21 protein-coding genes are annotated in these 22398 nt (G+C 60.5%); 8 read left to right on the top strand and 13 right to left on the bottom strand.

Annotated features, from left to right (window positions below; translation table 11 throughout):
* Nucleotides 1-48: 48 nt before the first annotated feature.
* From panC to dksA, 9 genes are all read right to left on the bottom strand, one after another.
* The gene (panC, locus tag BLR69_RS16890) at nt 49-900 is read right to left on the bottom strand and encodes a pantoate--beta-alanine ligase (RefSeq protein WP_071493553.1); all 852 of its coding nucleotides are present in this window, start codon (nt 898-900) and stop codon (nt 49-51) included.
* A complete protein-coding gene (panB, locus tag BLR69_RS16885) occupies nt 897-1697 on the bottom strand; it encodes a 3-methyl-2-oxobutanoate hydroxymethyltransferase (RefSeq protein WP_071493552.1) in 801 nt (266 codons plus the stop codon). The genes panC and panB overlap by 4 nt, the downstream gene beginning before the upstream one ends.
* 322 nt (nt 1698-2019) lie before the next feature.
* Entirely contained in the window at nt 2020-2502 is a 483-nt protein-coding gene (gene folK / locus BLR69_RS16880) for a 2-amino-4-hydroxy-6-hydroxymethyldihydropteridine diphosphokinase (RefSeq protein WP_071493551.1), read from the bottom strand.
* 2 nt (nt 2503-2504) lie between these two features.
* A complete protein-coding gene (locus tag BLR69_RS16875; RefSeq protein ID WP_071493550.1) occupies nt 2505-3899 on the bottom strand; it encodes a polynucleotide adenylyltransferase PcnB in 1395 nt (464 codons plus the stop codon).
* Between the two features lie 707 nt (nt 3900-4606).
* On the bottom strand, nt 4607-6037 hold the full coding sequence (locus tag BLR69_RS16870) for a sigma-54-dependent transcriptional regulator (RefSeq protein ID WP_071493549.1): 1431 nt from the start codon (nt 6035-6037) through the stop codon (nt 4607-4609).
* A 22-nt stretch (nt 6038-6059) separates the two neighbouring features.
* Nucleotides 6060-9014 (bottom strand): sensor histidine kinase, encoded by a 2955-nt coding sequence (locus BLR69_RS16865; protein ID WP_166794333.1) that lies wholly within the window; start codon nt 9012-9014, stop codon nt 6060-6062.
* A complete protein-coding gene (locus BLR69_RS30960; protein ID WP_083401706.1) occupies nt 8998-9351 on the bottom strand; it encodes a hypothetical protein in 354 nt (117 codons plus the stop codon). The genes BLR69_RS16865 and BLR69_RS30960 overlap by 17 nt, the downstream gene beginning before the upstream one ends.
* A 13-nt stretch (nt 9352-9364) precedes the next feature.
* Complete coding sequence (gluQRS, locus tag BLR69_RS16860) at nt 9365-10252, bottom strand: tRNA glutamyl-Q(34) synthetase GluQRS (protein ID WP_071493548.1); 888 nt, start codon at nt 10250-10252, stop codon at nt 9365-9367.
* A gap of 83 nt (nt 10253-10335) precedes the next feature.
* Nucleotides 10336-10779, bottom strand: coding sequence for an RNA polymerase-binding protein DksA (gene dksA, locus BLR69_RS16855; protein WP_058427634.1), 444 nt, complete (start codon nt 10777-10779; stop codon nt 10336-10338).
* A 319-nt stretch (nt 10780-11098) separates the two neighbouring features.
* Between dksA and BLR69_RS16850 the strand changes: the two genes are divergently transcribed.
* Together BLR69_RS16850 and sfsA are read left to right on the top strand one after the other, a co-directional pair.
* Nucleotides 11099-12271 carry a pyridoxal phosphate-dependent aminotransferase gene (locus BLR69_RS16850; protein ID WP_071493547.1) on the top strand — a complete coding sequence of 391 codons (1173 nt, stop codon included), beginning with the start codon at nt 11099-11101 and terminating at the stop codon, nt 12269-12271.
* Entirely contained in the window at nt 12271-12981 is a 711-nt protein-coding gene (gene sfsA / locus BLR69_RS16845) for a DNA/RNA nuclease SfsA (protein ID WP_071493546.1), read from the top strand. The genes BLR69_RS16850 and sfsA overlap by 1 nt, the downstream gene beginning before the upstream one ends.
* On the opposite strand, the gene BLR69_RS16840 is transcribed toward sfsA, so the two are convergent.
* Nucleotides 12978-13295, bottom strand: coding sequence for a Rieske (2Fe-2S) protein (locus BLR69_RS16840; RefSeq protein ID WP_071493545.1), 318 nt, complete (start codon nt 13293-13295; stop codon nt 12978-12980). The two genes, sfsA and BLR69_RS16840, sit on opposite strands and share 4 nt — an antisense overlap.
* A gap of 155 nt (nt 13296-13450) precedes the next feature.
* Here BLR69_RS16840 and BLR69_RS16835 point away from each other — a divergent pair, with 155 nt between their 5' ends.
* The 3 genes from BLR69_RS16835 to BLR69_RS16825 are packed head-to-tail and all read left to right on the top strand — an operon-like array spanning nt 13451 to nt 16130.
* Nucleotides 13451-14329 (top strand): heme/hemin ABC transporter substrate-binding protein, encoded by an 879-nt coding sequence (locus tag BLR69_RS16835; protein ID WP_071493544.1) that lies wholly within the window; start codon nt 13451-13453, stop codon nt 14327-14329.
* Nucleotides 14326-15363 carry a FecCD family ABC transporter permease gene (locus tag BLR69_RS16830; RefSeq protein ID WP_071493543.1) on the top strand — a complete coding sequence of 346 codons (1038 nt, stop codon included), beginning with the start codon at nt 14326-14328 and terminating at the stop codon, nt 15361-15363. The genes BLR69_RS16835 and BLR69_RS16830 overlap by 4 nt, the downstream gene beginning before the upstream one ends.
* Nucleotides 15363-16130: a heme ABC transporter ATP-binding protein gene (locus tag BLR69_RS16825; protein ID WP_071493542.1), complete on the top strand. Its 768-nt coding sequence runs from the start codon at nt 15363-15365 to the stop codon at nt 16128-16130. Before BLR69_RS16830 ends, BLR69_RS16825 begins: the two co-directional genes overlap by 1 nt.
* A gap of 243 nt (nt 16131-16373) precedes the next feature.
* On the opposite strand, the gene BLR69_RS16820 is transcribed toward BLR69_RS16825, so the two are convergent.
* The 3 genes from BLR69_RS16820 to BLR69_RS16810 form a co-directional block, all read right to left on the bottom strand.
* A complete protein-coding gene (locus BLR69_RS16820; RefSeq protein ID WP_071493541.1) occupies nt 16374-16646 on the bottom strand; it encodes a TfoX/Sxy family protein in 273 nt (90 codons plus the stop codon).
* A gap of 193 nt (nt 16647-16839) precedes the next feature.
* Nucleotides 16840-17184 (bottom strand): pentapeptide repeat-containing protein, encoded by a 345-nt coding sequence (locus BLR69_RS16815; RefSeq protein WP_071493540.1) that lies wholly within the window; start codon nt 17182-17184, stop codon nt 16840-16842.
* A 93-nt stretch (nt 17185-17277) separates the two neighbouring features.
* Entirely contained in the window at nt 17278-18834 is a 1557-nt protein-coding gene (locus tag BLR69_RS16810; protein ID WP_071493539.1) for a bifunctional aminoglycoside phosphotransferase/ATP-binding protein, read from the bottom strand.
* 118 nt (nt 18835-18952) lie between these two features.
* Here BLR69_RS16810 and mrcB point away from each other — a divergent pair, with 118 nt between their 5' ends.
* The 3 genes from mrcB to BLR69_RS16795 are packed head-to-tail and all read left to right on the top strand — an operon-like array spanning nt 18953 to nt 22357.
* Nucleotides 18953-21277, top strand: coding sequence for a penicillin-binding protein 1B (gene mrcB, locus BLR69_RS16805; RefSeq protein ID WP_071493538.1), 2325 nt, complete (start codon nt 18953-18955; stop codon nt 21275-21277).
* A gap of 16 nt (nt 21278-21293) precedes the next feature.
* Entirely contained in the window at nt 21294-22028 is a 735-nt protein-coding gene (locus BLR69_RS16800) for a tetratricopeptide repeat protein (RefSeq protein ID WP_071493537.1), read from the top strand.
* Nucleotides 22028-22357 carry a YqcC family protein gene (locus BLR69_RS16795; protein ID WP_071490023.1) on the top strand — a complete coding sequence of 110 codons (330 nt, stop codon included), beginning with the start codon at nt 22028-22030 and terminating at the stop codon, nt 22355-22357. Before BLR69_RS16800 ends, BLR69_RS16795 begins: the two co-directional genes overlap by 1 nt.
* The last annotated feature ends 41 nt before the right edge of the window (nt 22358-22398 follow it).

The raw sequence follows: 22398 nt of genomic DNA, 5'->3' as shown, positions 1-22398 counted from the left end.
ATACCGGCACTTTTTATTGAGGCAGCAATGAGGGCAACTGGAGGGAGGTCAGTCGAGGGTCAGATGCAGGTTATCGATGAGACGCGTGGCCCCCAGGTAGGCGGCCACCAGGATCACGATATCCCGATCTTCGCCGGTGGCAGGGCGCAGATGCACGCCCTGGCGCACTTCGAGGTAGTCCAGACGCAACCCGGCGGCTTCGATCTGGCGGACCTGTTCGGCGCGCAGCTTGGCGAAGTCACGGTCACCGGCTTTGATTGCAGCGCCGATCTGGCTGAGGCTGCGGTACAGCACCGGCGCAATCGCGCGTTGCTCGTCGCTGAGGTAGCCGTTGCGCGACGACAGCGCCAGGCCGTCGTCGGCGCGCACGGTGGGTTCGCCGATGATCTGGATCGGCATGTTCAGGTCATGCACCATGGCGCGGATCACGGCCAGTTGCTGGTAGTCCTTCTGGCCAAACACCGCCATGTCCGGCTGCACCATGTTGAACAGCTTGCTGACCACCGTCGCCACGCCTTCGAAATGCCCGGGGCGACTGGCGCCGCACAGGCCTTCAGACAGTTGCGGAACGCTGACGCGGGTCTGGCCGGTCATGCCACCGGGGTACATTTCTTCGACGGTGGGTGCGAACAGCAGGTTGCAGCCGGCTTGCAGCAACTTTTCCTGATCGGCGGCCAGGGTACGGGGGTATTTGTCCAGGTCTTCGCCGGCGCCAAATTGCAGCGGGTTGACGAAGATGCTGGCGACCACGAAATCCGCCTGCTGGGCGGCCTTGGTCACCAGGGTGGCATGACCGCTGTGCAGGTTACCCATGGTGGGCACAAAGCCGATGCGCTTGCCGGCGCTGCGGGCATGCGTCACGGCAGCCCGCAGTTCACGTACGGTTTTAACGGTGTTCATGCAGAGAACCCATGTTCGGCGGCCGGGAAGGTCACGCCTTTGACTTCGGCGACGTAAGCGCTCAAGGCGTCATGGATGCTGGTCTGGCCGGTCATGAAGTTTTTCACGAACTTCGGCACGCGGCCGCTGATCGACAGGCCGAGCATGTCGTGCACCACCAGCACCTGGCCATCGGTGGCCGAACCCGCGCCGATACCGATCACCGGCACTTTCACGGCCTGGGTGATTTCCGCCGCCAACTCGCTTGGCACACATTCGAGCAGGATCATGGCCGCGCCGGCCTGTTCCAGGGCGATGGCGTCCGCGCGCATCTGGCGTGCCTGGGCTTCATTGCGGCCCTGTACCTTGTAGCCGCCGAGGATGTTCACCGACTGCGGCGTCAGGCCCATGTGCGCGCACACCGGTACGCCACGCTCTGCGAGCAGGCGGATCGACTCGGCAAGCCACACTGCGCCTTCAACCTTGATCATGTGCGCACCGGCTTGCATCAGTTTGCCGGCATTCTGGAAGGTCTGTTCGAGTGTCGCGTAACCCATGAACGGTAGGTCGGCGATGATGAAGGCGCCATCGTTACCGCGCTTGACGCTGGCAGTGTGGTACGCAAGTTCATCGGTGGTGACGGGCAGGGTGCTGTCATTCCCTTGAAGAACCATGCCCAGGGAGTCGCCCACCAGCAGCACTTCAACCCCGGCCTGGCAACTGGCGTGGGCGAACGTGGCGTCATAGCAGGTCAGCATGGCGATTTTTTCACCTTTGAGCTTGAGGCTCTGCAAGGTGGTCAGGGTAACGTCTGGCATGAAAAGGGTCCTCGTTCAGGCGCTTGGAAACAGCGAGTAACGCGCGTGAGTCTTCGTTTATACAGGCGCACTGTCTTGAGAGCAGTGCTTATAAGGCCTGGATTGCGCCCTTCAGCGCCGGGTTGGCGGCAGCGGGACGCCTATAGTCGTGAGGAGGACACGGGAAGTCAATTGGATGTGTTACCGCATTGTTACGATGGCGGTGTTACCGCTGTTACTGACGCGATTGTAGGAGCGAGCTTGCTCGCGAAGAACGTATAGACACCGCGTTTAATCAGGCTGCGCGCGTTATCGTTGACGATTTTCGCGAGCAAGCTCGCTCCTACCGTGGGAGGCGTTCCAGACCGACGAATGGGCAGGCGGCCAGCAAGTTTTGCAGGGTTCGCCCATCGGGTAACGCCAGGCTGGCGGGCGCCAGTTCGGCCAACGGGTACAGCACAAACGCCCTGAGGTGCATCTGGTAGTGCGGCACCTTGAGGCGCGGCTCGTCGATCAGGCGATCGCCAAACAGCAGGATATCGAGGTCGAGCGTGCGCGGGCCCCAACGCTCAAGGCGTTCGCGGCCCTGGTCGTTCTCGATGGTTTGCAGCGCATCCAGCAGCTCAAGTGGGGCTAGGTTGCTGTCCAGGGCCGCAACCGCGTTGGTGTAGCGCGGCTGGCCAGGGAGCAGTGAGTCACTTTGATAGAAGGCAGAGACCCCGGCGACGTGGGTGCCGGGCAATTGCGCCAGCGCTTCGATAGCGCTGCGCAATTGCTGCTCCGGGGCAGCCAGGTTGCTGCCCATGCCGATGTAGATGCGTTCCACGTTTATTCGCCCGAGGCGTCGGCCGCGCTACGCTTGCGCTTGCTGCTGCTGCGGCGACGTTTTTTCGGCCCAGCGCCTTCACCATCGCCTTTGCTGCCGAGGTCACGGATCATGTCGCGGCGTTCGCTGTCATTGGCGTCCTGGTAGTCGGTCCACCATTCGCCCAGGCCGTCGGTCTGCTCGCCGGCGCTTTCACGCAACAGCAGGAAGTCGTAGCCGGCGCGGAAACGCGGGTTGTCCAGCAACAGATCGGCACGTTTGCCACTGCGGCGTGGCAGGCGTTCCTGCATGTCCCAGATCTCGCGGATCGGCATGGTGAAACGTTTCGGAATGGCGATGCGCTGGCACTGCTCGGCAATCAGCTCATGGGCGGCTTCCTGCATGGCCGGGATCGGCGGCATCCCACGCTCCTGCAAACGCAGTACGCGTTTTGGCAACGCCGGCCACAACAGCGCGGCAAACAGGAACGCCGGGGTGACCGGTTTGTTCTGCTTGATGCGCAGGTCGGTGTTGATCAGTGCTTCGCTGATCAAGGTGTGGGTGTACGTCGGGTTGTATTCCAACGCCTCGGCGCTGGCCGGGAACAGCGGGTCGAACAACTGCAGGTCGACGAGCATTTCGAAGGTGTCGGCGGCATAGCCCGAGAGAAACAGCTTCAACACTTCTTCGAACAGGCGGGCCGAGGGGATCTCGCGCAGCATCGGTGCCAGTTCGCGAATCGGCGCAGCGGTGTGGCGCTCAATGCCGAAGTTCAGCTTGGCGGCAAAACGTACCGCCCGCAGCATGCGCACCGGGTCTTCCTGGTAACGCTGGACCGGGTCGCCGATCAGGCGGATCAGGTTGTTGCGAATATCATGTACGCCATTGGCGTAATCGAGAATGCGCTCGCTGACCGGGTCGTAATACAAGGCATTGATGGTGAAGTCGCGGCGCTGCGCGTCTTCTTCCAGTGTGCCGTAGACGTTGTCGCGCAGGATGCGCCCGCTTTCGTTGCGTGAGGACTGGTTGGTGTCTTCCTCTTCATCGTTTTGCGGGTGGCCGGCGCGGAACGTCGCAACTTCGATAATTTCGCGACCGAAGTGGATGTGCACCAGCTTGAAGCGTCGGCCGATGATCCGCGCATTGCGGAATTCGGCACGCACTTGCTCAGGCGTGGCGCTGGTGGCGACGTCGAAGTCCTTGGGCGTGATATTGAGCAGCATGTCGCGTACACAACCGCCCACCAGATAAGCCTGGTAGCCGGCGTTCTGCAAACGTTCGACGATATTCACGGCATAACGGCTGAATTGAGCGCGTTGCAGCGAATGCTGGCTGCTGTTGAGCACTTCAGGCGTGCTGCGTTTGTGTTGCGTACGACGCAAGGGAGAACGGAATGACTGGAACAACTTCTTCAGCATGGGATGCACTGTTTGAAGGAATGTTCGGCCATAACGAAGAATGACCGCATGATGGGCGGGGATTCTAGCATTTAGTCAGGGGATGGTGTAGGAACAAGCTGCAAGCCCCAAGCCAAAAGCTTCAAGCGGTTGCTGGACGGTCAAATCGCGGAAACTACAAGGGGAGCCGAAGCTCCCCCAGAAGTAGTTGCGTGCTCTATTTTTATTATGGGTTGCGGGCTTCTTGTTTTTGTTGATCGCCCTCGCCATGAAGCTTCACCTTCATGACACTCCCAATCGGGAGTCAAGAGCAAACGGATTGCTTTGGTCGCTGTGTTGCTGATCTAAGATCCAACCAGTTCAGGCTCTGCCTTAGGGCAGTTTTTGTTGTTCTCGGCCTGGTTGCGGGGCAAGCCCCAAATGCAACGCCTCTCCAAAAGAATCAGTTAGCTGCGCCTCCGCCGTGTTGTTTTTGTTATGCGTGAGTCGATTCGTCTTATTTTTATTGTCTTGTACAAAGCTTGTTATTGTTTTTGTACTAAGCATATAGCAGGGTGCGTGCCAACTTTTGCACCGCCCAGCAAATCCGGGGGGTTGAGGTGGTTTCGGGTTTTTGACGGACCAAAAAAAGCCGGGGCTTCGTTACCGTAAGCCCCGGCTTTTGTTACGCGAAATATCCGCGGTAACAGTTTTTTCACATCTGTGGGTGTTACCTGTGGGGCGCGGCCTCAGCTTTCGCTGGCCACACCGGTCTTGCGCCGTGGGATCCCCAGGCGCTGGCGACGTTCCCACAGGCATTTGCGGCTCACGCCCAGCTTGCGCGCCAGTTCGGTCTCGGTCATATGGTCCTGGTGCTCAAGGACGAAATGCTGGAAGTAGTCTTCCAGTGACAAATCTTCCGTCGGCTCATGGCTGGTGTTGCTACCGCCGCCCTGTTGTGGGGCCAGGCCGATGAAGTCGTCGTCCTCCAGATCGCTCAGCTCAATGTCGATGCCCAGCAGCTCGGCGGAAATCTCCGGGCTCTCCGACAGGATCACCGCACGCTCGACCGCATTTTCCAGCTCCCGCACGTTACCTGGCCACGAGTAATGGCGAATCGCCTGCTCGGCGTCCGGGGCAAACTTCAGGTCGGTACGGTTGATGCGCGCACTCTGGCGCAACAGGAACGCATTGGCGATCTCGTTGACGTCGGCGCCACGCTCACGCAGGGCCGGCAACTTGAGGGCGATCACGTGCAGGCGGTAATACAAGTCTTCACGAAACTGGCCGATCTTGGCCAGGCTCTTCAGGTCTCGGTGGGTCGCCGCGATCAATCGAACATCGACCTTCTGCGATTGCACCGAGCCGACGCGGCGAATCTCTCCTTCCTGCAACACGCGCAGTAAGCGCGCCTGGGCTTCCAAAGGCAGCTCGCCGATCTCGTCGAGGAACAGCGTGCCACCGTCCGCCGCTTCCACCAGGCCCGCCCGCCCGGCGCTGGCACCGGTAAACGCGCCTTTTTCGTGGCCGAACAGCTCGGACTCGATCAGGGATTCAGGGATCGCCGCGCAGTTCACCGAGATCATCGGCGCCTTGGCTCGCTTGGACAGGTTGTGCAGCGCGCGGGCCACCAGTTCTTTACCGGTGCCTGACTCGCCCTGAATCAATACATTGGAGTCGGTGGGCGCGACTTTGCGGATCTTGCTGTACAGGTCCTGCATGGGTGGGCAGGAGCCGATGATGCCGATCTCGCCGTTGCTGTTGTCGACGCCTGGCTTGTCATTGGTCTTGCCTGCCGGGCGTTGCTCGGCCGGTGCGCTGCTGGCCGACTGGCGGTCGCGCAGGATACGGGCCACTGCCTGGAGCATCTCGTCATGATCGAAGGGCTTGGCGATGTAGTCCACCGCGCCCATCTTCATGGAGTCCACCGCCGAGCGCAGGCTGGCGTAGCTGGTCATGATCAGCACCGGGGTGCCCTGGCCAAGCTTGATCAGCTCGGTGCCAGGCGCGCCAGGCAGGCGCAGGTCACTGACAATCAGGTCGAACGTGGGAATGCTGAAACGCTCCTGGGCTTCCTGCACAGAGCCGGCTTCGCTGACCTGGTACTGATTTCGTTCAAGCAGGCGACGCAAGGCAGAGCGGATAATGGTTTCGTCTTCGACGATCAAAATGTGCGGCATTGATTCAATTCTCTCGACGGTCTCAGTTCACAGCGGACGTCGCTTCGACATGACGCGGCAAGGTCACCCGAATACGGGTGCCGCGTTGGCTTTCGGTGTCAGCCGGGCTGTCGATGGTGATTTGTCCATAATGCTCTTCAACGATGGAATAGACCAGTGCAAGGCCCAGACCGGTACCTTCACCTGGGTCCTTGGTGGTGAAGAAGGGTTCGAACAATCGGTCCATGATGTTCTGTGGAATACCGCTGCCTTCATCTTCGACGATCAGATCGACCGTATGTTCGAAAGCCTCGGTCTTGACGCGCACCGCACCGCCGGCCGGGGTGGCGTCACGGGCGTTGGACAGCAGGTTGATCAGCACCTGGGCGAGGCGTTGGGAGTCGCCGTCGACCCAATGGTCGGGGTCGCATAAATTGAAGAACTGTACTTCGAAATTGCGCCGGTTCAAGGCCAGCAGCCCAATGGCATCCTGTGCCACCTCGGCCAGGCACACGGCTTCGTCGTGGTTCTGGTGGGCGCCGGCATGGGCAAAGCTCATCAGCGACTGCACGATGCGCGAGACACGTTTGGTCTGTTCGAGGATCTGCCCGCTGATCTCGGTGATTTCGCCATCGTCTTCACGCTCTTCCCGCAGGTTCTGCGCCAGGCAGGCGATACCGGTGATCGGATTGCCGATTTCATGGGCCACGCCCGCCGCCAGCCGGCCGATACTGGCCAGGCGCTCGGAGTGCACCAGCTTGTCTTCGAGCATCTGGGTTTCGGTCAGGTCTTCCACCAGCAGCACCAGGCCGCTGTTGCCGGGGGCCAGCGGCTCGTCGATCGCGGCTTTGTGCAGGTTGAGCCAGCGGGTCTGGCCGTCGAGGGCCAGGTGCTGCTTGTGCAGGTGTTCGTCGGGCAGATTGATGAAACCTTGCAACAGTTCTTTCCACGGCTCGCCCAGGGTATTCAGGCGTGAACCCACTACGCGTTGCGCCGCGATACCGGTGAGTTCTTCCATGGCCTTGTTCCACATCAGGATCTCTTGATCCTTGGCCAGGGAGCAGACGCCCATCGGGAGTTCCTGCAGGGTCTGGCGGTGGTAGCGACGCAGGGCATCGAGTTCGGCGGCCAGGCCTGTGAGGCGGGAGTGGTAGTCCTCCAGCCGGCTTTCGATGAAATGGATGTCTTCGGTCACGTAGTTTTCGCCGCCGGCCTTGTAGGGCAGGAAGGTTTCCACCATGTCCTGGGACACGCTCGGCCCCATCAAACCGGACAGGTTGGCTTCGATACGGTCACGCAGACGCCGTAGCGCGTACGGGCGCCGCTCATCGAACGGCAGGTAGAGATCGCGCAGCGCCTGCTCAACCTCCTTTTGTGCCGCCTTGGCACCCAACGGTTTGGCCAGTTGCGTGGCGAATTCCTGGGGTGAGGCCGCATGCAATTCACGCCGTTGCGGGCGGCGTACGTTGTCCACCGCACAGGCTTCGGCGGCGCTGGTTTCTTCCGGGCTGGCGTTGGTAAACAGTGAGATCAGGGTGAACATCAAGACGTTGGCGGCCAATGACGCAATCGCGGCCATGTGCCAACTGGTGTCGTCCAGGACGTAGATCATGTTCAGCAACGGAATGTAGAAGCCCTGCAAATTGCCGACCAGCGGCAGCAGCATGGTCACGACCCACACCAGGATCCCCGCCAGCAGCCCGGCGATGAAGCCGCGCCGATTGGCCGTCGGCCAGTACAGCACCGACAGTACGCCCGGCAGGAACTGCAAGGTGGCGACAAAGGCGACGATCCCCAGGTTGGCCAGGTCCTGGCCCGCGCCCAGCAGCAGGTAAAAACCGTAGCCGGCCATGATGATCGCGACGATCAGTGCGCGCCGTGTCCATTTCAGCCAGCGGTAGATATTGCCCTCGGCCGGCGGTTGGTACAGCGGCAATACCAGGTGGTTGAGCGCCATGCCCGAGAGGGCCAGGGTGGTCACGATGATCAGCCCGCTGGCAGCTGACAACCCGCCCACATAAGCGAGTAGCGCCAAGGCCGGGCTGTTCGCGGCAATGCCGATGCCCAGGGTGAAATACTCAGGGTTGGTGGTGGCTCCCAGTTTCAGTCCGGCCCACAGGATCAGCGGCACCGCCAGGCTCATCAACAGCAGGAACAACGGCAGGCCCCAGCTGGCGCTGACCAGCGAGCGCGGGTTGAGATTCTCGGTGAAGGTCATGTGGTACATGTGCGGCATCACGATCGCCGAAGCGAAGAACACCAGCAGCAGTGTGCGCCAGGGGCCTTCCTGCAGTGGCGTATGCAGGGCGGCGAGGGCGGTCTGGTTTTGCAGCAGCCACAGTTCCAGCTGTTGCGGGCCGTCGAACACGCCGTAGAGCGCATAAAGGCCGACGCCACCGATGGCGATCAGCTTGATGACCGACTCAAAGGCAATCGCAAACACCAGGCCTTCGTGTTTTTCACGGGTGGCGATGTGGCGTGAGCCAAAGAAAATCGTGAACAGGGTGATCAGCGCGCAGAAGGCCAGGGCCACTCGATGTTGCACCGGTTCGCGGGTCAGGATGCTGATGGAGTCCGCCACCGCCTGGATTTGCAGGGCCAGCAACGGCAAAACGCCGATCAGCATGAAAATGGTGGTCAGTGCGCCGGCCCAGGTGCTGCGGAAGCGGAAAGCGAACAGGTCGGCCAGGGATGACAGCTGGTAAGTGCGGGTGATCTTCAGGATCGGGTACAGCAGCACAGGCGCCAGCAGAAACGCGCCGGACACCCCGAGGTAGCTGGAGAGAAAGCCGTAACCGTATTGATAGGCCAGGCCTACGGTGCCATAGAACGCCCACGCGCTGGCGTAGACGCCGAGGGACAAGGTGTAGGTCAACGGATGGCGAATGATCGCCCGCGGAATCATTCCGCGCTCACTGATCCAGGCCACCCCGAACAACGCGGCCAGGTAGGCGGCGCTGATCAGCAGCATCTGGGTGAGGCTAAAGCTCATCGGCATCTTTTTGGCTCTGCAGGATGAAAGTCACGACGATCAGGATCAACCACAGCAGATAAGGGCGATACCAGGCGCCCGTGGCGTCGATCCACCAATCCATGATGGCGGGGGAAAACAGGTAGATCCCGACGACCAGCAGCAGGACCAATCGATAGATGTACATGTTGGCCTTTGATAGAGAGTGGGGGATGCAATGTTTTCCTGTAGGGGCGAGCTTGCTCGCGAAGGTCGTTAACGATAACGCGTCCATCCTGGATGAACGAGATGCCTTGACGTTTTTCGCGAGCAAGCTCGCTCCTACAGGTTGAATGTTGCGGCGATGGTAACGGATGCCGGGCAAGCTGCAAGCGCCTTCAGCTCAATTGCGCTTCGGCCAGCGTGAGTGTGCGCGGTATCCGCGTGGCGTCCCAGTGCTGGATGCCCCAGTCCAGCAGTTCCCGTGGGCGGGCGTACGTGAGTTCTTCCCCGGGTTGCTGGCCGAGGGCGCGCAGGGCCCTTAATAGCAAAGGCGTGGCCTGGTCGGGTGTCAACGGTGGGGAGCGGTAGGACTTGCCCAATTTGTTACCGTCCGGCTGGACGATCAGCGGCACATGCAGGTAGCGCGGCTGGCGCAGGCCCAGCAGTTCCTGCAGGTAGAGCTGGCGTGGCGTGGAGTCGAGCAGGTCGGCGCCGCGCACGATGTCGGTAACACCTTGCCACGCATCGTCGAGGACCACGGCCAATTGATAGGCATAGAGGCCATCGCGGCGACGGATGATGAAATCGCCTACATCGCGGCCCAGATGCTGTCGGAATTCGCCCTGCACACGGTCGGTAAAGTGGTAGGCAAGCTCAGGAACACGCAGACGGATGGCCGCGTCCTGCTGATCGTGACCGGCATTGCGGCATAGGCCTGGGTAGATCCCGTTGTAGGCTTCCAATTGTTTTCGTGAGCAGGTGCAGGCGTAGGCCAGGCCGTGGTTGAACATATCGTTCAGCACTTTGGCATAGGCTTCGTGCCGTTCGCTTTGTCGGACCAGTTCGCCGTCCCACTCAAAACCGTAGCTTTCCAGTGCATGCAGGATCGCTGCCTGGGCGCCGGGCTCTTCACGAGGTGGGTCGAGGTCTTCCATACGCATGAGCCAGCGGCCTTGGTTGGCGCGGGCGTCGAGGTAGGAGGCGAGGGCGGCGACCAGTGAGCCGAAATGCAAATGGCCGCTGGGCGTGGGGGCAAAACGCCCGATATAGGTAGAGGCTGTCATGGGCCGGATACTACTGGAAATTCGGTAAACGCCAGAAACAAAAATGGGGCGTTCGCACGCCCCATTCGTTCAGCTCGGCTGGATTACTTGCCGACCTGTTTTTCCTTGATTTCGGCCAAGGTCTTGCAGTCTACGCAGAGGTCCGCGGTTGGGCGGGCTTCCAGGCGACGAATACCAATCTCGACGCCGCAGGATTCGCACCAGCCGTATTCTTCGTCCTTGATCAGTTGCAGCGTCTTGTCGATCTTCTTGATCAACTTGCGCTCGCGATCACGGGCGCGCAGTTCAAGGGCGAATTCTTCTTCCTGGCTCGCACGGTCGGCGGGGTCAGGGAAGTTGGCTGCTTCGTCCTTCATATGGTCAACCGTACGGTCGACCTCCTGCATCAAGTCCTGTTTCCACTTGTTCAGGATCTTGGTGAAGTGCTCGCGCATGGGCTCGCCCATGTACTCCTCACCTTTCGTCTCTACGTAAGGTTCGAAGCCGTTGAGGCCTTGAGTCTGCTGTTGCTTTGCTTGGGTGGACATGAATAGACCGCCTCTCACTCTTCTAATCCATTGCGCAGGATTGCAACGTCACCGACACCTGCCGGCCCTGCGGCTGCAAGCGGGCGAACTTACCAGATAGATTCGGGGTGCGCCACTCCCGGTTGTCGAGGCCCACGGCAAAGCGGTTGCAAACTACGACAGCCCGCCATTGCTGGGTATGTGTTGCCTCGAATGTAGATTTTAGTCGTTTTGCAGGCGCTTGCCCGGACTGCACATGCCGCCGGGCAGGCAATAGAACATGTTTTACGGCGCGGGTTCGGTAGAATCCAGATTTTGTCCTCACCGTTAAGGAAGGCTAATGGCCCAGCCCTACAGTGCGCGCAGTCGCGCCATCGAACCTTTTCATGTCATGGCATTGCTGGCGCGGGCCAATGAGCTGCAGGCTGCCGGTCATGATGTGATCCATCTGGAAATCGGCGAGCCGGACTTCACCACTGCGGAGCCGATCATCCAGGCAGGCCAGGCCGCACTGGCCAACGGCAAGACTCGCTACACCGCGGCCCGTGGCCTGCCTGAACTGCGCGAGGCCATCAGTGGTTTCTATCAGCAGCGCTACGGGTTGAACGTCGACCCCGAGCGTATCCTGATCACCCCCGGCGGTTCAGGCGCATTGTTGCTGGCCAGCAGCTTGCTGGTGGACCCTGGCAAGCATTGGCTGCTCGCAGACCCTGGTTACCCGTGCAATCGCCACTTCCTGCGCCTGGTAGAGGGCGCGGCCCAGTTGGTACCGGTCGGCCCGGAGGTGCGCTATCAGTTGACCGCCGACCTGGTGGCCAAGCACTGGGACCAGGACAGTGTGGGCGCGCTGGTGGCCTCGCCAGCCAACCCGACCGGGACGATCCTCACCCGTGACGAATTGGCCGGGCTTTCTGCGGCCATCAAGGCGCGTAATGGCCATTTGGTGGTGGATGAGATTTACCATGGCCTCACTTACGGCACCGACGCGGCCAGCGTGCTGGAAGTCGACGACGAGGCTTTTGTCCTGAATAGTTTTTCCAAGTATTTCGGCATGACCGGCTGGCGCCTGGGTTGGCTGGTGGCGCCGCCGGCGGCGGTGGGTGAGTTGGAGAAGCTGGCGCAAAATCTCTACATCAGCGCGCCAAGCATGGCCCAACACGCGGCGCTGGCGTGTTTCACCCCGCAAACCCTGAGCATTCTCGAAGAGCGCCGCGCCGAGTTCGGTCGCCGCCGCGACTTCCTGTTGCCCGCGTTGCGCGAGCTGGGGTTTGGCATCGCGGTCGAGCCTGAAGGGGCGTTCTATTTGTACGCTGATATCAGCGCGTTTGGCGGTGATGCCTTCGCATTCTGTCGCCACTTCCTCGAAACCGAACATGTGGCTTTCACGCCTGGACTGGATTTCGGCCGCTATCAGGCAGGTCATCATGTGCGTTTTGCCTACACGCAAAACCTTGATCGACTACAAGAAGCGGTAGAGCGGATCGCCCGTGGCATGCGGAGCTGGCAAGGCTGATGCGCTTTCATCCTCCCCTTGAAGAAGCGCGCCTGATTCGCCGCTATAAGCGTTTTCTTACCGATATCGAGACCGTTACCGGCGAGTTGCTCACCATTCACTGCCCCAATACCGGCTCGATGCTCAATTGCATGGTCGAAGGTGGGCAGGTCTGGTTCAGCCGCTCCAATGACCCCAAGCGCAAATTGCCCGGCACCTGGGAAATCGCCGAGACGCCCCAGGGCCGGTTGGCCTGTGTGAACACGGCGCGCGCCAATCAACTGGTCGAGGAGGCGCTGCATGCAGGGGTGATCACTGAGCTCAACGGCTTTACCGCGCTGAAACGCGAAGTGCCTTACGGCCAGGAGAAAAGCCGCATCGACTTTCGCCTGGACTATCCCGACGGTGCGGCCTACGTCGAAGTCAAAAGCGTGACCCTGGGCTTTGACGGCTCTGCGGTTGCGGCGTTTCCCGATGCGGTGACCCAGCGTGGCGCCAAGCATTTGCGCGAGCTGGCGCATCTGGCGCGGCAAGGTGTGCGTGCGGTGCAGTTGTACTGCGTCAATCTCTCGGGGATTGAGGCCGTGCGACCTGCGGTGGAAATCGACGCCGGTTACGCCGCCGCCCTGCGTGAAGCCAAGGCGGCGGGGGTGGAAGTGCTGGCTTATGGGGTGCGGGTGACCTGCGAAGAAATCTGTGTGGAGCGGCGATTGGACGTGTTGCTCGACTAGAGTTGCACCCAGAGGCCCTGGGCGTCTTCACGGCCGTGCAGGGTCGTGAGGCTCTGGCCGGCACAGGGGCCGGCGATGCATTCACCGCTCTCGATCAGGAACAGGGCACCGTGGGTGGCACACTGGATCAAGCTGGCGCTGTCGTCGAGAAACTGGTCGGGTTGCCATTCCAGTGGAATGCCGCGATGGGGGCAACGGTTGATGTAGAAGTACGCAACACCGTCGCGGCGCACAGCCAGCAGCTTGCACCCGTCGATGTCAAAACCGAGGCTGCTGTTGGGCCCGAGTGCGGTGGAGGGGCAGAGAAACTTCATTTCAATCCTTAAGTGCCTTGACGTTCAAATGCAAACAATTATCAAATGCCGGCTTCGCCCGTTAGCTGATCGGGTGCTCAATACGATGCCAGACGGGCGTTTGCTGTCACATCGATGAGTGCTTGAGCGGCCCTGCCCTGGAAGGAAACCCTGTTATGCGCCTGAGTGCCAGCGCTATTGCGCTTGTTGTCGGACTGCTGGTCAATCACGGGGCGCAAGCCTCTGAACTGCCACAACGTTGGGTGAGTGCCGGTGGGGCACTGTCGGAATGGGTGACTGCCCTGGGCGGTGAGTCGAAGCTGGTCGGGGTGGACACCACCAGCCAGCATCCTGAAGCCCTCAAGGCGTTACCGAGCATTGGCTATCAACGGCAGTTGTCGGCGGAAGGCATTCTGAGTCTGCGCCCGCAGGTGCTGGTCGGCACCGAAGAAATGGGGCCACCGCCAGTGCTGGCGCAGATTCGCAGCGCGGGCGTGCAGGTGGAGATGTTCTCGGCGCAGCCGGATCTACCTACATTGAAAGGCAATCTTCAACACCTGGGTAAGTTGCTGGGCAGCGAGGCCAAGGCCAACGAATTGTTTACCGGATATGAGCAGGCACTGGATCAGCAGAAACGCTGGGTGACCAAGGCCCAATCCACGCAAAAGGCCCCCGGCGTATTGCTGTTGCTCGGGCATGCGGGCGGCAAGCCGCTGATTGCGGGTAAAGACACTGCGGCTGACTGGATGCTGCAACAGGCAGGCGGGCGCAATCTGGCGACCCATGAAGGTTACAAGCCGTTTTCGGTGGAGTCGTTGGCGGGCTTGAGTCCGGATGTGCTGGTGTTTGCTGACCGTGCCCTCAGCGGTGATGCGGCGCGCGCGGCACTGTTCAAGGAAAACCCGATCCTGGCGTCCACGCCGGCGGCCAAGAGCGGGCGAGTGTTTGAGGTCGACCCCACCTTGCTGGTTGGAGGACTCGGGCCACGCCTGCCGCGAAGTCTAGCGGACCTGTCTGCCGGGTTTTACCCGTCCCAAGCCAAGCCTGCCCCATGACGACTTTGGTTAAACCGAAGACGCTGTTTGTTGGGTTGGCGTTGTTGTGTGTATTGGCTATCTGGCTCTCGTTGGCGCTGGGGCCGGTCAGCCTGCCATTGATGGATACGCTCAAGGCGGCGTTGCGACTGCTGGGGCTGCCGATTGATGCCCAGGGGCTGGAGCAGGCTGAGTTGATCCTGGGGCAAATCCGTTTGCCGCGTACGTTGTTGGGGTTGGCAGTCGGCGGTGTGTTGGCTTTGTCCGGTGTGGCAATGCAGGGGCTTTTTCGCAATCCCCTGGCTGATCCGGGCCTGGTGGGGGTTTCCAGCGGTGCCGCGTTGGGGGCGGCGGTGGCGATTGTCGGCGGTTCGTTTTTCGGCGGTTTGCCGGATGCGTTCGGGCCGTATCTGTTGTCACTCTGCGCATTCCTGGGGGGCTTGGGTGTGACGGCGCTGGTCTATCGGCTGGGACGGCGCAACGGCCAGACCAACGTCGCGACCATGCTGCTCGCGGGTATAGCCCTTACGGCCCTCGCCAGTTCGGCGGTGGGCCTGTTCACCTACCTGGCTGACGACGCGACATTGCGTACCCTCACTTTTTGGAACCTGGGCAGTCTCAACGGCGCCAGCTATTCACGGTTATGGCCGCTGTTGCTGGTGAGCGCGGGCGTGGCGCTGTGGTTGCCGCGCAGGGCTCGAGCGCTGAATGCCTTGCTGCTCGGTGAGTCTGAGGCCAGTCACCTCGGTATTGATGTGGAAGGCCTCAAGCGTGAATTGGTCTTCTGTACCGCCTTGGGTGTGGGCGCGGCGGTGGCGGCTGCGGGCATGATTGGTTTCGTGGGGTTGGTGGTGCCGCATCTGGTGCGTTTGCTGGCGGGGCCGGATCATCGGGTGCTGTTGCCCGCATCGGTCCTGGCGGGTGCGAGTCTGTTGTTGTTTGCCGATCTGGTTGCGCGGCTGGCCCTGGCGCCGGCTGAGTTGCCGATCGGTATCGTCACTGCGTTCATTGGCGCGCCGTTTTTTCTTTACCTGTTGTTGCGGGGGCGTGCCTGATGCTGCGTGTAGAAAACTTGCAGATCTGCCGTGGTCGCAAAATCGTGTTGGCGGATGTCACGCTTGATCTGTTGCCGGGTGAAGTGCTTGGCGTGCTGGGTCCCAATGGAGCGGGCAAGAGTACGCTGCTCGGTGCGCTGTGCGGCGAGTTGCATCCGGACCAAGGCAAGGTGTGCCTGGATCAACGTCCTTTGCAGGAGTGGAGTGGGGCACAACGAGCGCAGCGCTTGGCGGTGTTGCCACAAAGCTCGACACTGGACTTCGCTTTCCGTGTTGAAGAGGTCGTGGGTATGGGCCGCTTGCCTCACCAGACTGGGCGGGTACGCGATGATGAGATTATCGAGGCGGCCTTGCAGGCGGCTGACGTCGGGCACTTGAGCGGTCGCAGCTATCTGGCGTTGTCCGGTGGCGAGCGCCAGCGGGTGCACCTGGCGCGGGTGCTGGCGCAATTGTGGCCGGGAGAAGCGGGGCAGACGCTGCTATTGGATGAGCCGACGTCAATGCTGGACCCCTTGCATCAACATACTACCTTGCAAGCCATTCGCACCTTTGCCGATCGCGGCGCGGCGGTGCTGGTGATCCTTCACGACTTGAACCTCGCGGCCCGATACTGTGACCGTATTCTGTTGCTGGAGGCGGGGCGCCCGCATGCCTTGGATACGCCGGCGCAGGTGATGCAACCTGGGCCCTTGAAAGCTGTTTTTGGTCTGGATGTGCTTGTGCAGGCCCATCCCGAGCGCGGGCATCCTCTGATCATTGCGCGCTGAATCCGGCTTTTCCATAGGCAAAAAAAGACCCGGCAAAAGCCGGGTCAAATAACCGTGATTAGCCTGATGAGGAGATAATCTGAGAGTCCGAACCAATGGTCTTTCAGTTATCGGCTGATCTCGCGACCAGTTGTGATAATCATAACGATTCTCATTTGAGAGTCAACATTTGTTTCTCGGCGCCTTAAGGTTTTCTCAAACGCCCGTTCGGAATGCCTGTAAACGTTGGCCCTGATAGTCGATCTAATTTTTTGAGCGCGTTGAAATAGCGTCCACCTGACGGTTGAGTGCTTCCTTGCGCTCGGCAGGAATGTCATTCCAGTGCACGTCCATCAATGCTCCTTCGATGGCATACAGCAGCACTTTCGATGCGCGAAACCCGCGCGTCCGCACGGCCCGGTAGGCATCGACCGCACCCAGGCGACGCAAGTCGGACGCACTGTGGATGCCCACCGCATGCAACCACTGTGCTGACGTCTTGCCAAGGTTTTTCAGGTGTTGCAGCTCATCGTTCATCAAGCCTCCTTGCGACGGCCGAATGGTGCGGTGGGTATCGTGACCAGGCAAGCCTGAACAGAAGTGTAGCGCTCAGTAGGAAAAGCGTAGTTCTTTAGTCGGAAACGGCCTAAAGACGTATAAGCATGATGAGGTCAGGCAGGCGGGAAGCCCCCGGCACGCCTGCGCGAAACCGGGGCGGAAGCAGAGGGTTTCAGCGAGTGCGATAGCGCAGGCGTGTGCCGAAATTGACCGACATGAGAATCTCGTCAGCGCTCAGTTCCGGCGGGAAGTACGTGCCGGAAATCTGCGCGTGGGCCAGGCTGGCGCCCTCCAGCGGGCAGTTGCGCAGGTCCAGCCCGCGCAAATCGGCAGATCGGAAATAGGCGTCGGTAAAGTCCACACCTGTCGCATTCAGTTCGCGCAAATCCAGCCCACGGAAGTCACCACCGCGCATGTCGATGACACCGTCTTTTGGGCGTTCCTGGTTGAAGCCTCGGACATCGTCTTTATGCAGGAGCGAGTAAAGCGGAGTATCAAGAAGCTTGGGCTGACTCATGACGGCGACTCCCGTTGGATTTATGACGCCATTATAGTGCCACTATTGCGCGGCCGTGCGCCCCAAGTAGGCGACACGACCAATAAATTTTTCTTACAGCCCTGGCAGACGCTGGCGAATATGCGCCACCAGTGCATCGAGGGTCCCGCTTTCATTGGTCTCGACGCGCTTGCTGAGGAGCAACTCCTCGGCGGTGAGTGGGTCCCGCTGGGCTTGCTGTTCTTCGATAACCGTCAGTGTCGCGTCGGAAGGATCGTTTTTGTCCGCCTGACGTTGCGCCAACCAGCTGGCAATAACGGCTTGTGGGGCGTTGCAATCCAGAATCAGGAAAGGCGCACCCGTGGCTTCGGCAACTTTGGCAGCCGCATCGCGTTGTTCACGTTTCAGGAAGGTCGCATCCAGTACGACCGGGTAGCCGGCACGCAGCACGGTATCGGCGATTTCGTTCAGGCGTGCGTAAGTCGCGACACTGGCGTCGGTCGCATAGATACCGGCCTGTGGTGTGTTTTCCACCTGTTGCTCGCCAAACAGGCGCTTGCGCTCCACGTCCGAGCGCAGGCGCACCGCACCCAGTGATTCCACCAGGCGCATGGCCACATGGCTTTTACCGACAGCCGAAACGCCGTGGGTAATGGCCAGGAAACGCGATGGAATGGTGCTGTAGCTTTCCGCCAGGTTGGCGTAGTTGCGGTATTGGCGCAGGGTCGTGGCGCGCTGCACCGGGCTGGCCTCGCTCGGCATGCTGAACAGCGCGATCTTGGCGCGGACCAGAGCGCGGTAGGCTTTATAGAAGTTCAACACTTCCAGGCCCTGATAGTCACCGGTCAATTCCAGGTACTGACTGATGAAGCGGCGTGCCAGGGACTTGAGCCCACGGTCTTCCAGGTCCATGGCCAGGAAGCCGGTATCGGCGTACACGTCGGTGAAGCGGAAGGGCTCGTTGAATTCTATGCAGTCGAAGATCACCACGTGACCATCGATCAATGTGGCGTTACCCAGGTGAATATCACCGTGACACTCACGGGTGAAGCCTTCCTGTTTGCGCTGGGCGAACAGCTGCTTGAGGCGCTCGAAGCTGCTTTCTGCCCAGGCTTGCAAAGCTTCCAACTGGGTGAGGTCAGCCTTTTCGCTAAGGAATGGACGGATCTGGTCGAAGTTCTGGCGAACCGGCGCCATTACTTCATCAGGTGTGCCGGCCGGGTGTTCTTGTGGCACTTTCGGTGCTGAGAGGTGGAAGTGCGCGATCTGCTTGGCCATTTCATCGATGTGCGCGCTGGTCAGTTCTCCATTGGCTTGCAGGGTGCTGAGCAACTGGCTCTGCGGGAACTGGCGCATTTTCAACGCGTACTCGATAACCGGGCCGTCGCCACCCAATTGCGGGGCCTCGGCTGTCCCGGTGATCGGCAACACTTCAAGATACAAATCTTCGGTCAGGCGCTGATTGAGGCGCAGCTCTTCGTTGCAGAAGTGACCGCGTTTTTCCAGGTCGGTGAAATCCAGAAATCCGAAGTTCATCGGCTTTTTCAGCTTGTAGGCGTAAGGACCGGTCAGTACGACCCAGGAAATATGGGTCTCAATGACTTGGAACGCTTCAACCGGATGAGGGTATAAAGCCGGATTTTGCAGGGCAGCGATCAGGGACTGGCTCACGGGCGATCCTTCAGAGTCTGGGGAAAAACATGGCGGGCATTATGGCTGCTGCGACCGCTGGTGCAAACCGCTGTCCGGCTCATGTTGATCATCAATAAAGTGCGTATAATCCGCCGCCATGACTCGAACCCGATCTCCCCGTTCCCGTAAAAAACCTACTTCCCGTGGCCTGCGCCCCTGGCTTGGCTGGGCGCTCAAGCTTGGCCTGGTAGGCCTTGTGGTGCTTGCCGGCTTTGCGGTCTACCTCGACGCTGTGGTGCAGGAGAAATTCTCCGGCAAGCGCTGGACCATTCCGGCCAAGGTGTACGCGCGCCCGCTGGAATTGTTCACCGGCCAGAAGCTGAGCAAGGATGACTTCCTGACCGAGCTCGATGCCTTGGGTTACCGTCGTGAACCCGTCAGCAATGGCCCGGGTGCGGCAGCTGTCAGCGGTAATACCGTCGACCTGAATACCCGTGGCTTCCAGTTCTATGAAGGCCTGGAAAAAGCCCAGCCGGTGCGCGTGCGTTTCTCCGGCGATTACGTCGCCGAGTTATCATCCCTCAACGGCTCGAAACTGCCTGTGGTTCGCCTTGAGCCGTTGATGATCGGTGGTATTTACCCGAAGAACCTTGAAGATCGCATCCTGATCAAGCTCGATCAGGTACCACCTTACCTGCTGGAAACCCTGGTCGCCGTTGAAGATCGTGATTTCTATCATCACTGGGGCGTCTCGCCGAAATCGATCGCCCGTGCAGTCTGGGTGAATACGTCCGGCGGCAAGATGACCCAGGGCGGCAGTACGCTGACGCAGCAGTTGGTCAAGAACTTCTACCTCACCAACGAACGCAGCCTGACCCGCAAACTCACCGAAGCCATGATGGCGATGCTGCTGGAGTTGCACTACAGCAAGCAGGAAATCCTCGAGGCGTACCTCAATGAGGTATTCGTCGGCCAGGACGGTCAGCGCGCGGTGCATGGTTTCGGTCTGGCCAGCCAATTCTTCTTTGGCCAGCCGCTGTCCGAACTGAAGCTGCACCAGGTTGCGTTGCTGGTCGGGATGGTCAAGGGGCCTTCCTACTACAACCCGCGCCGCAACCCCGAGCGTGCGCTGGAGCGGCGTAACCTGGTGCTGGATGTTTTAGAGCAACAAGGTGTTGCCACCGCTGAACAAGTTGCCGCCGCGAAGAAAATGCCATTGGGTGTCACTACCCGCGGCAAGCTGGCAGACAGTTCTTTCCCAGGCTTTATCGACCTGGTCAAGCGCCAGCTGCGTGAAGACTATCGTGACGAAGACTTGACCGAAGAAGGCCTGCGGATTTTCACCAGTTTCGACCCGATCCTGCAGATGAAGGCCGAAGCCTCGGTCAATGACACGTTCAAGCGTATGACGGGCCGCAAAGGCGCGGATGAAGTCGAAGCGGCCATGGTCGTGACCAACCCGGAAACCGGGGAGGTCCAGGCCCTGGTCGGCAGCCGGCTGGCCAGCTTCGCCGGTTTCAACCGCGCGCTGGATGCCGTGCGGCCGATTGGTTCGTTGGTCAAACCGGCGGTGTACCTCACGGCGCTGGAAAAACCGAGCAAGTACACCCTGACCAGTTGGCTCTCTGATGACCCACTGTCAGTAAAAGGTGCTGACGGGCAGGTGTGGACGCCACAGAACTTTGATCGTCGCTCCCACGGGACCGTGTTCCTGTACCAGGGGTTGGCGCATTCCTACAATATCTCCACTTCGCGTCTCGGCCTCGAAGTGGGAGTGCCAAACGTCCTGAAGACCCTCGGGCGCCTGGGGATTACACGCGAGTTCCCAGCGTTTCCATCGATTCTGCTGGGTGCCGGTGCGATGACGCCAATGGAAGTCGCAACGATGTACCAGACCCTGGCCAACGGTGGTTTCAATACACCGATGCGCGGGATCCGCAGCGTGCTGACCGCTGAAGGCGAGCCGCTCAAGCGTTATCCGTTCCAGATTCAGCAGCGTTTCGATGCGGGCTCCATCTACTTGATCCAGAACGCCATGCAGCGTGTGATGCGTGAGGGTACCGGTAGTTCGGTCTACAAGGTGCTGCCGTCCAACCTGACATTGGCGGGCAAGACCGGCACCAGTAACGATTCGCGCGACAGTTGGTTCGCAGGTTTTGGCCAGGATGTGCTGGCGGTGGTGTGGATGGGGCGTGACGACAACGGCAAGACACCGTTCACCGGTGCCACCGGTGCGTTGCAGGTCTGGACCAGTTTCATGCGCAAGGCCGACCCGCTGCCGTTGAACATGCCGCAGCCGGACAACATCGTGCAGGCCTGGATCGATCCCCACACCGGGCAGGGCTCCGATGCCAACTGTCCGGGCGCGGTACAGATGCCGTATATTCGCGGCAGCGAACCGCCACCCGGCGCCGCATGCGGTGGCAGCGCCCCTGCTGATGCGGAGTCGGTGATGGATTGGGTCAAGGGCTGGATGAATTAAGCAAAGAGGGTTTCAAGTGAACAAGTGGTGGATTCCAGCTATTACAGCTCTGGCTTTGCTCAATGGTTGCGCCAGCGTGCAGCGCGGCTCCATTCCCGTGGTGGACTCGAGTACGACCGTGTCCAATAACGACCGCATCTCGGCCAATGGCGGGTTCCGCCAGACCGTGACCAATCGTCCCGCCCAGGCCAAGCCGCAAGCCGTGCCGCAGGACTCGGGTGTCGTGGTGATGGTCCCGGGTGGTGGCGCAGCCACGTCGGCGCCGATCAGCGCCGAGCCGTGGACCCCGGGGCCAAGCACCTCCGGTCCGATTGACTCGACACCGATTCAGGCAGCCCCGATCAACCAGGGCACCTACAACATGCCATCCACCCCGAGTGGCATTCCATCGTCCTCCAGCGCTGGCGGCCTGTCGGCTGACGAGCAATTGGATGGCCCGGTACTGGCCCTGCTGACCACTGCCCAGCAACAGCAGGCCGGCGGTGATCTGAACGGTGCGTCGTCGAGTCTCGAGCGCGCCCAGCGTGTAGCTCCGCGTGAACCACAAGTGTTGTATCGCCTGGCACAGGTACGCATGGCCCAGGGCGACGCACCGCAGGCCGAGCAGTTTGCGCGTCGTGGCCTGACCCTGGCCAACGGTCGTCCAGACCTGCAAGCCAGCCTGTGGGCCTTGATTGGTGACGCACGTGCCGCACAAGGCGACGCCGCCGGTGCCGCCCAGGCGCGCCAGAAAGCCAAGGTCAGCCTCTGATGGATGCACGTTTTCCCGCCATTGCCGAACAGTTATTGCTGATTGAACGAGAGTTGCGTGTGCAGGGCTGGTGGGACGAGGTGTCCCCCAGCGTCGAGGCTCTCAGTAGTGTCGAGCCTTTTTCGGTCGACACCCTGGACTTTCACCAGTGGCTGCAATGGATCTTTCTGGTGCGCATGAAGCAGATCCTCGAACAGGACCTCCCGCTGCCCAATGCGTCGGGCATCCTGGAAATGGCCGAGATGGTCTACGCCGATCGTCCGCTGGAAAGCCTTGGCTTGCGCAATGCGCTGAAAAAGTTCGACCAATTGATCGTCGACGCTCGTTAATTGCCTGACTGCCGGAAAAACCGGCAGTCTTGCGCATATTT

The organism is Pseudomonas azotoformans, assembly GCF_900103345.1.
Lineage (GTDB): Bacteria > Pseudomonadota > Gammaproteobacteria > Pseudomonadales > Pseudomonadaceae > Aquipseudomonas > Aquipseudomonas azotoformans.
The sequence above is the reverse complement of the archived record's forward strand: the minus strand, read 5'-3'. Positions and strand labels throughout refer to the sequence as shown.

Excerpts from the sequence above, each read along its gene's own strand:
- BLR69_RS16835 (WP_071493544.1), top strand. The coding sequence starts at position 13,451 with ATGCGCCTGAGTGCCAGCGCTATTGCGCTTGTTGTCGGACTGCTGGTC.
- BLR69_RS16865 (WP_166794333.1), bottom strand. The coding sequence starts at position 9,014 with ATGCCGATGAGCTTTAGCCTCACCCAGATGCTGCTGATCAGCGCCGCC.
- BLR69_RS16815 (WP_071493540.1), bottom strand. The coding sequence starts at position 17,184 with ATGAGTCAGCCCAAGCTTCTTGATACTCCGCTTTACTCGCTCCTGCAT.
- BLR69_RS16875 (WP_071493550.1), bottom strand. The coding sequence starts at position 3,899 with ATGCTGAAGAAGTTGTTCCAGTCATTCCGTTCTCCCTTGCGTCGTACG.
- BLR69_RS16795 (WP_071490023.1), top strand. The coding sequence starts at position 22,028 with ATGGATGCACGTTTTCCCGCCATTGCCGAACAGTTATTGCTGATTGAA.
- BLR69_RS16850 (WP_071493547.1), top strand. The coding sequence starts at position 11,099 with ATGGCCCAGCCCTACAGTGCGCGCAGTCGCGCCATCGAACCTTTTCAT.
- BLR69_RS16870 (WP_071493549.1), bottom strand. The coding sequence starts at position 6,037 with ATGCCGCACATTTTGATCGTCGAAGACGAAACCATTATCCGCTCTGCC.
- panC (WP_071493553.1), bottom strand. The coding sequence starts at position 900 with ATGAACACCGTTAAAACCGTACGTGAACTGCGGGCTGCCGTGACGCAT.
- dksA (WP_058427634.1), bottom strand. The coding sequence starts at position 10,779 with ATGTCCACCCAAGCAAAGCAACAGCAGACTCAAGGCCTCAACGGCTTC.
- mrcB (WP_071493538.1), top strand. The coding sequence starts at position 18,953 with ATGACTCGAACCCGATCTCCCCGTTCCCGTAAAAAACCTACTTCCCGT.
- BLR69_RS16820 (WP_071493541.1), bottom strand. The coding sequence starts at position 16,646 with ATGAACGATGAGCTGCAACACCTGAAAAACCTTGGCAAGACGTCAGCA.
- BLR69_RS16840 (WP_071493545.1), bottom strand. The coding sequence starts at position 13,295 with ATGAAGTTTCTCTGCCCCTCCACCGCACTCGGGCCCAACAGCAGCCTC.
- BLR69_RS16830 (WP_071493543.1), top strand. The coding sequence starts at position 14,326 with ATGACGACTTTGGTTAAACCGAAGACGCTGTTTGTTGGGTTGGCGTTG.
- gluQRS (WP_071493548.1), bottom strand. The coding sequence starts at position 10,252 with ATGACAGCCTCTACCTATATCGGGCGTTTTGCCCCCACGCCCAGCGGC.
- BLR69_RS16825 (WP_071493542.1), top strand. The coding sequence starts at position 15,363 with ATGCTGCGTGTAGAAAACTTGCAGATCTGCCGTGGTCGCAAAATCGTG.
- panB (WP_071493552.1), bottom strand. The coding sequence starts at position 1,697 with ATGCCAGACGTTACCCTGACCACCTTGCAGAGCCTCAAGCTCAAAGGT.
- sfsA (WP_071493546.1), top strand. The coding sequence starts at position 12,271 with ATGCGCTTTCATCCTCCCCTTGAAGAAGCGCGCCTGATTCGCCGCTAT.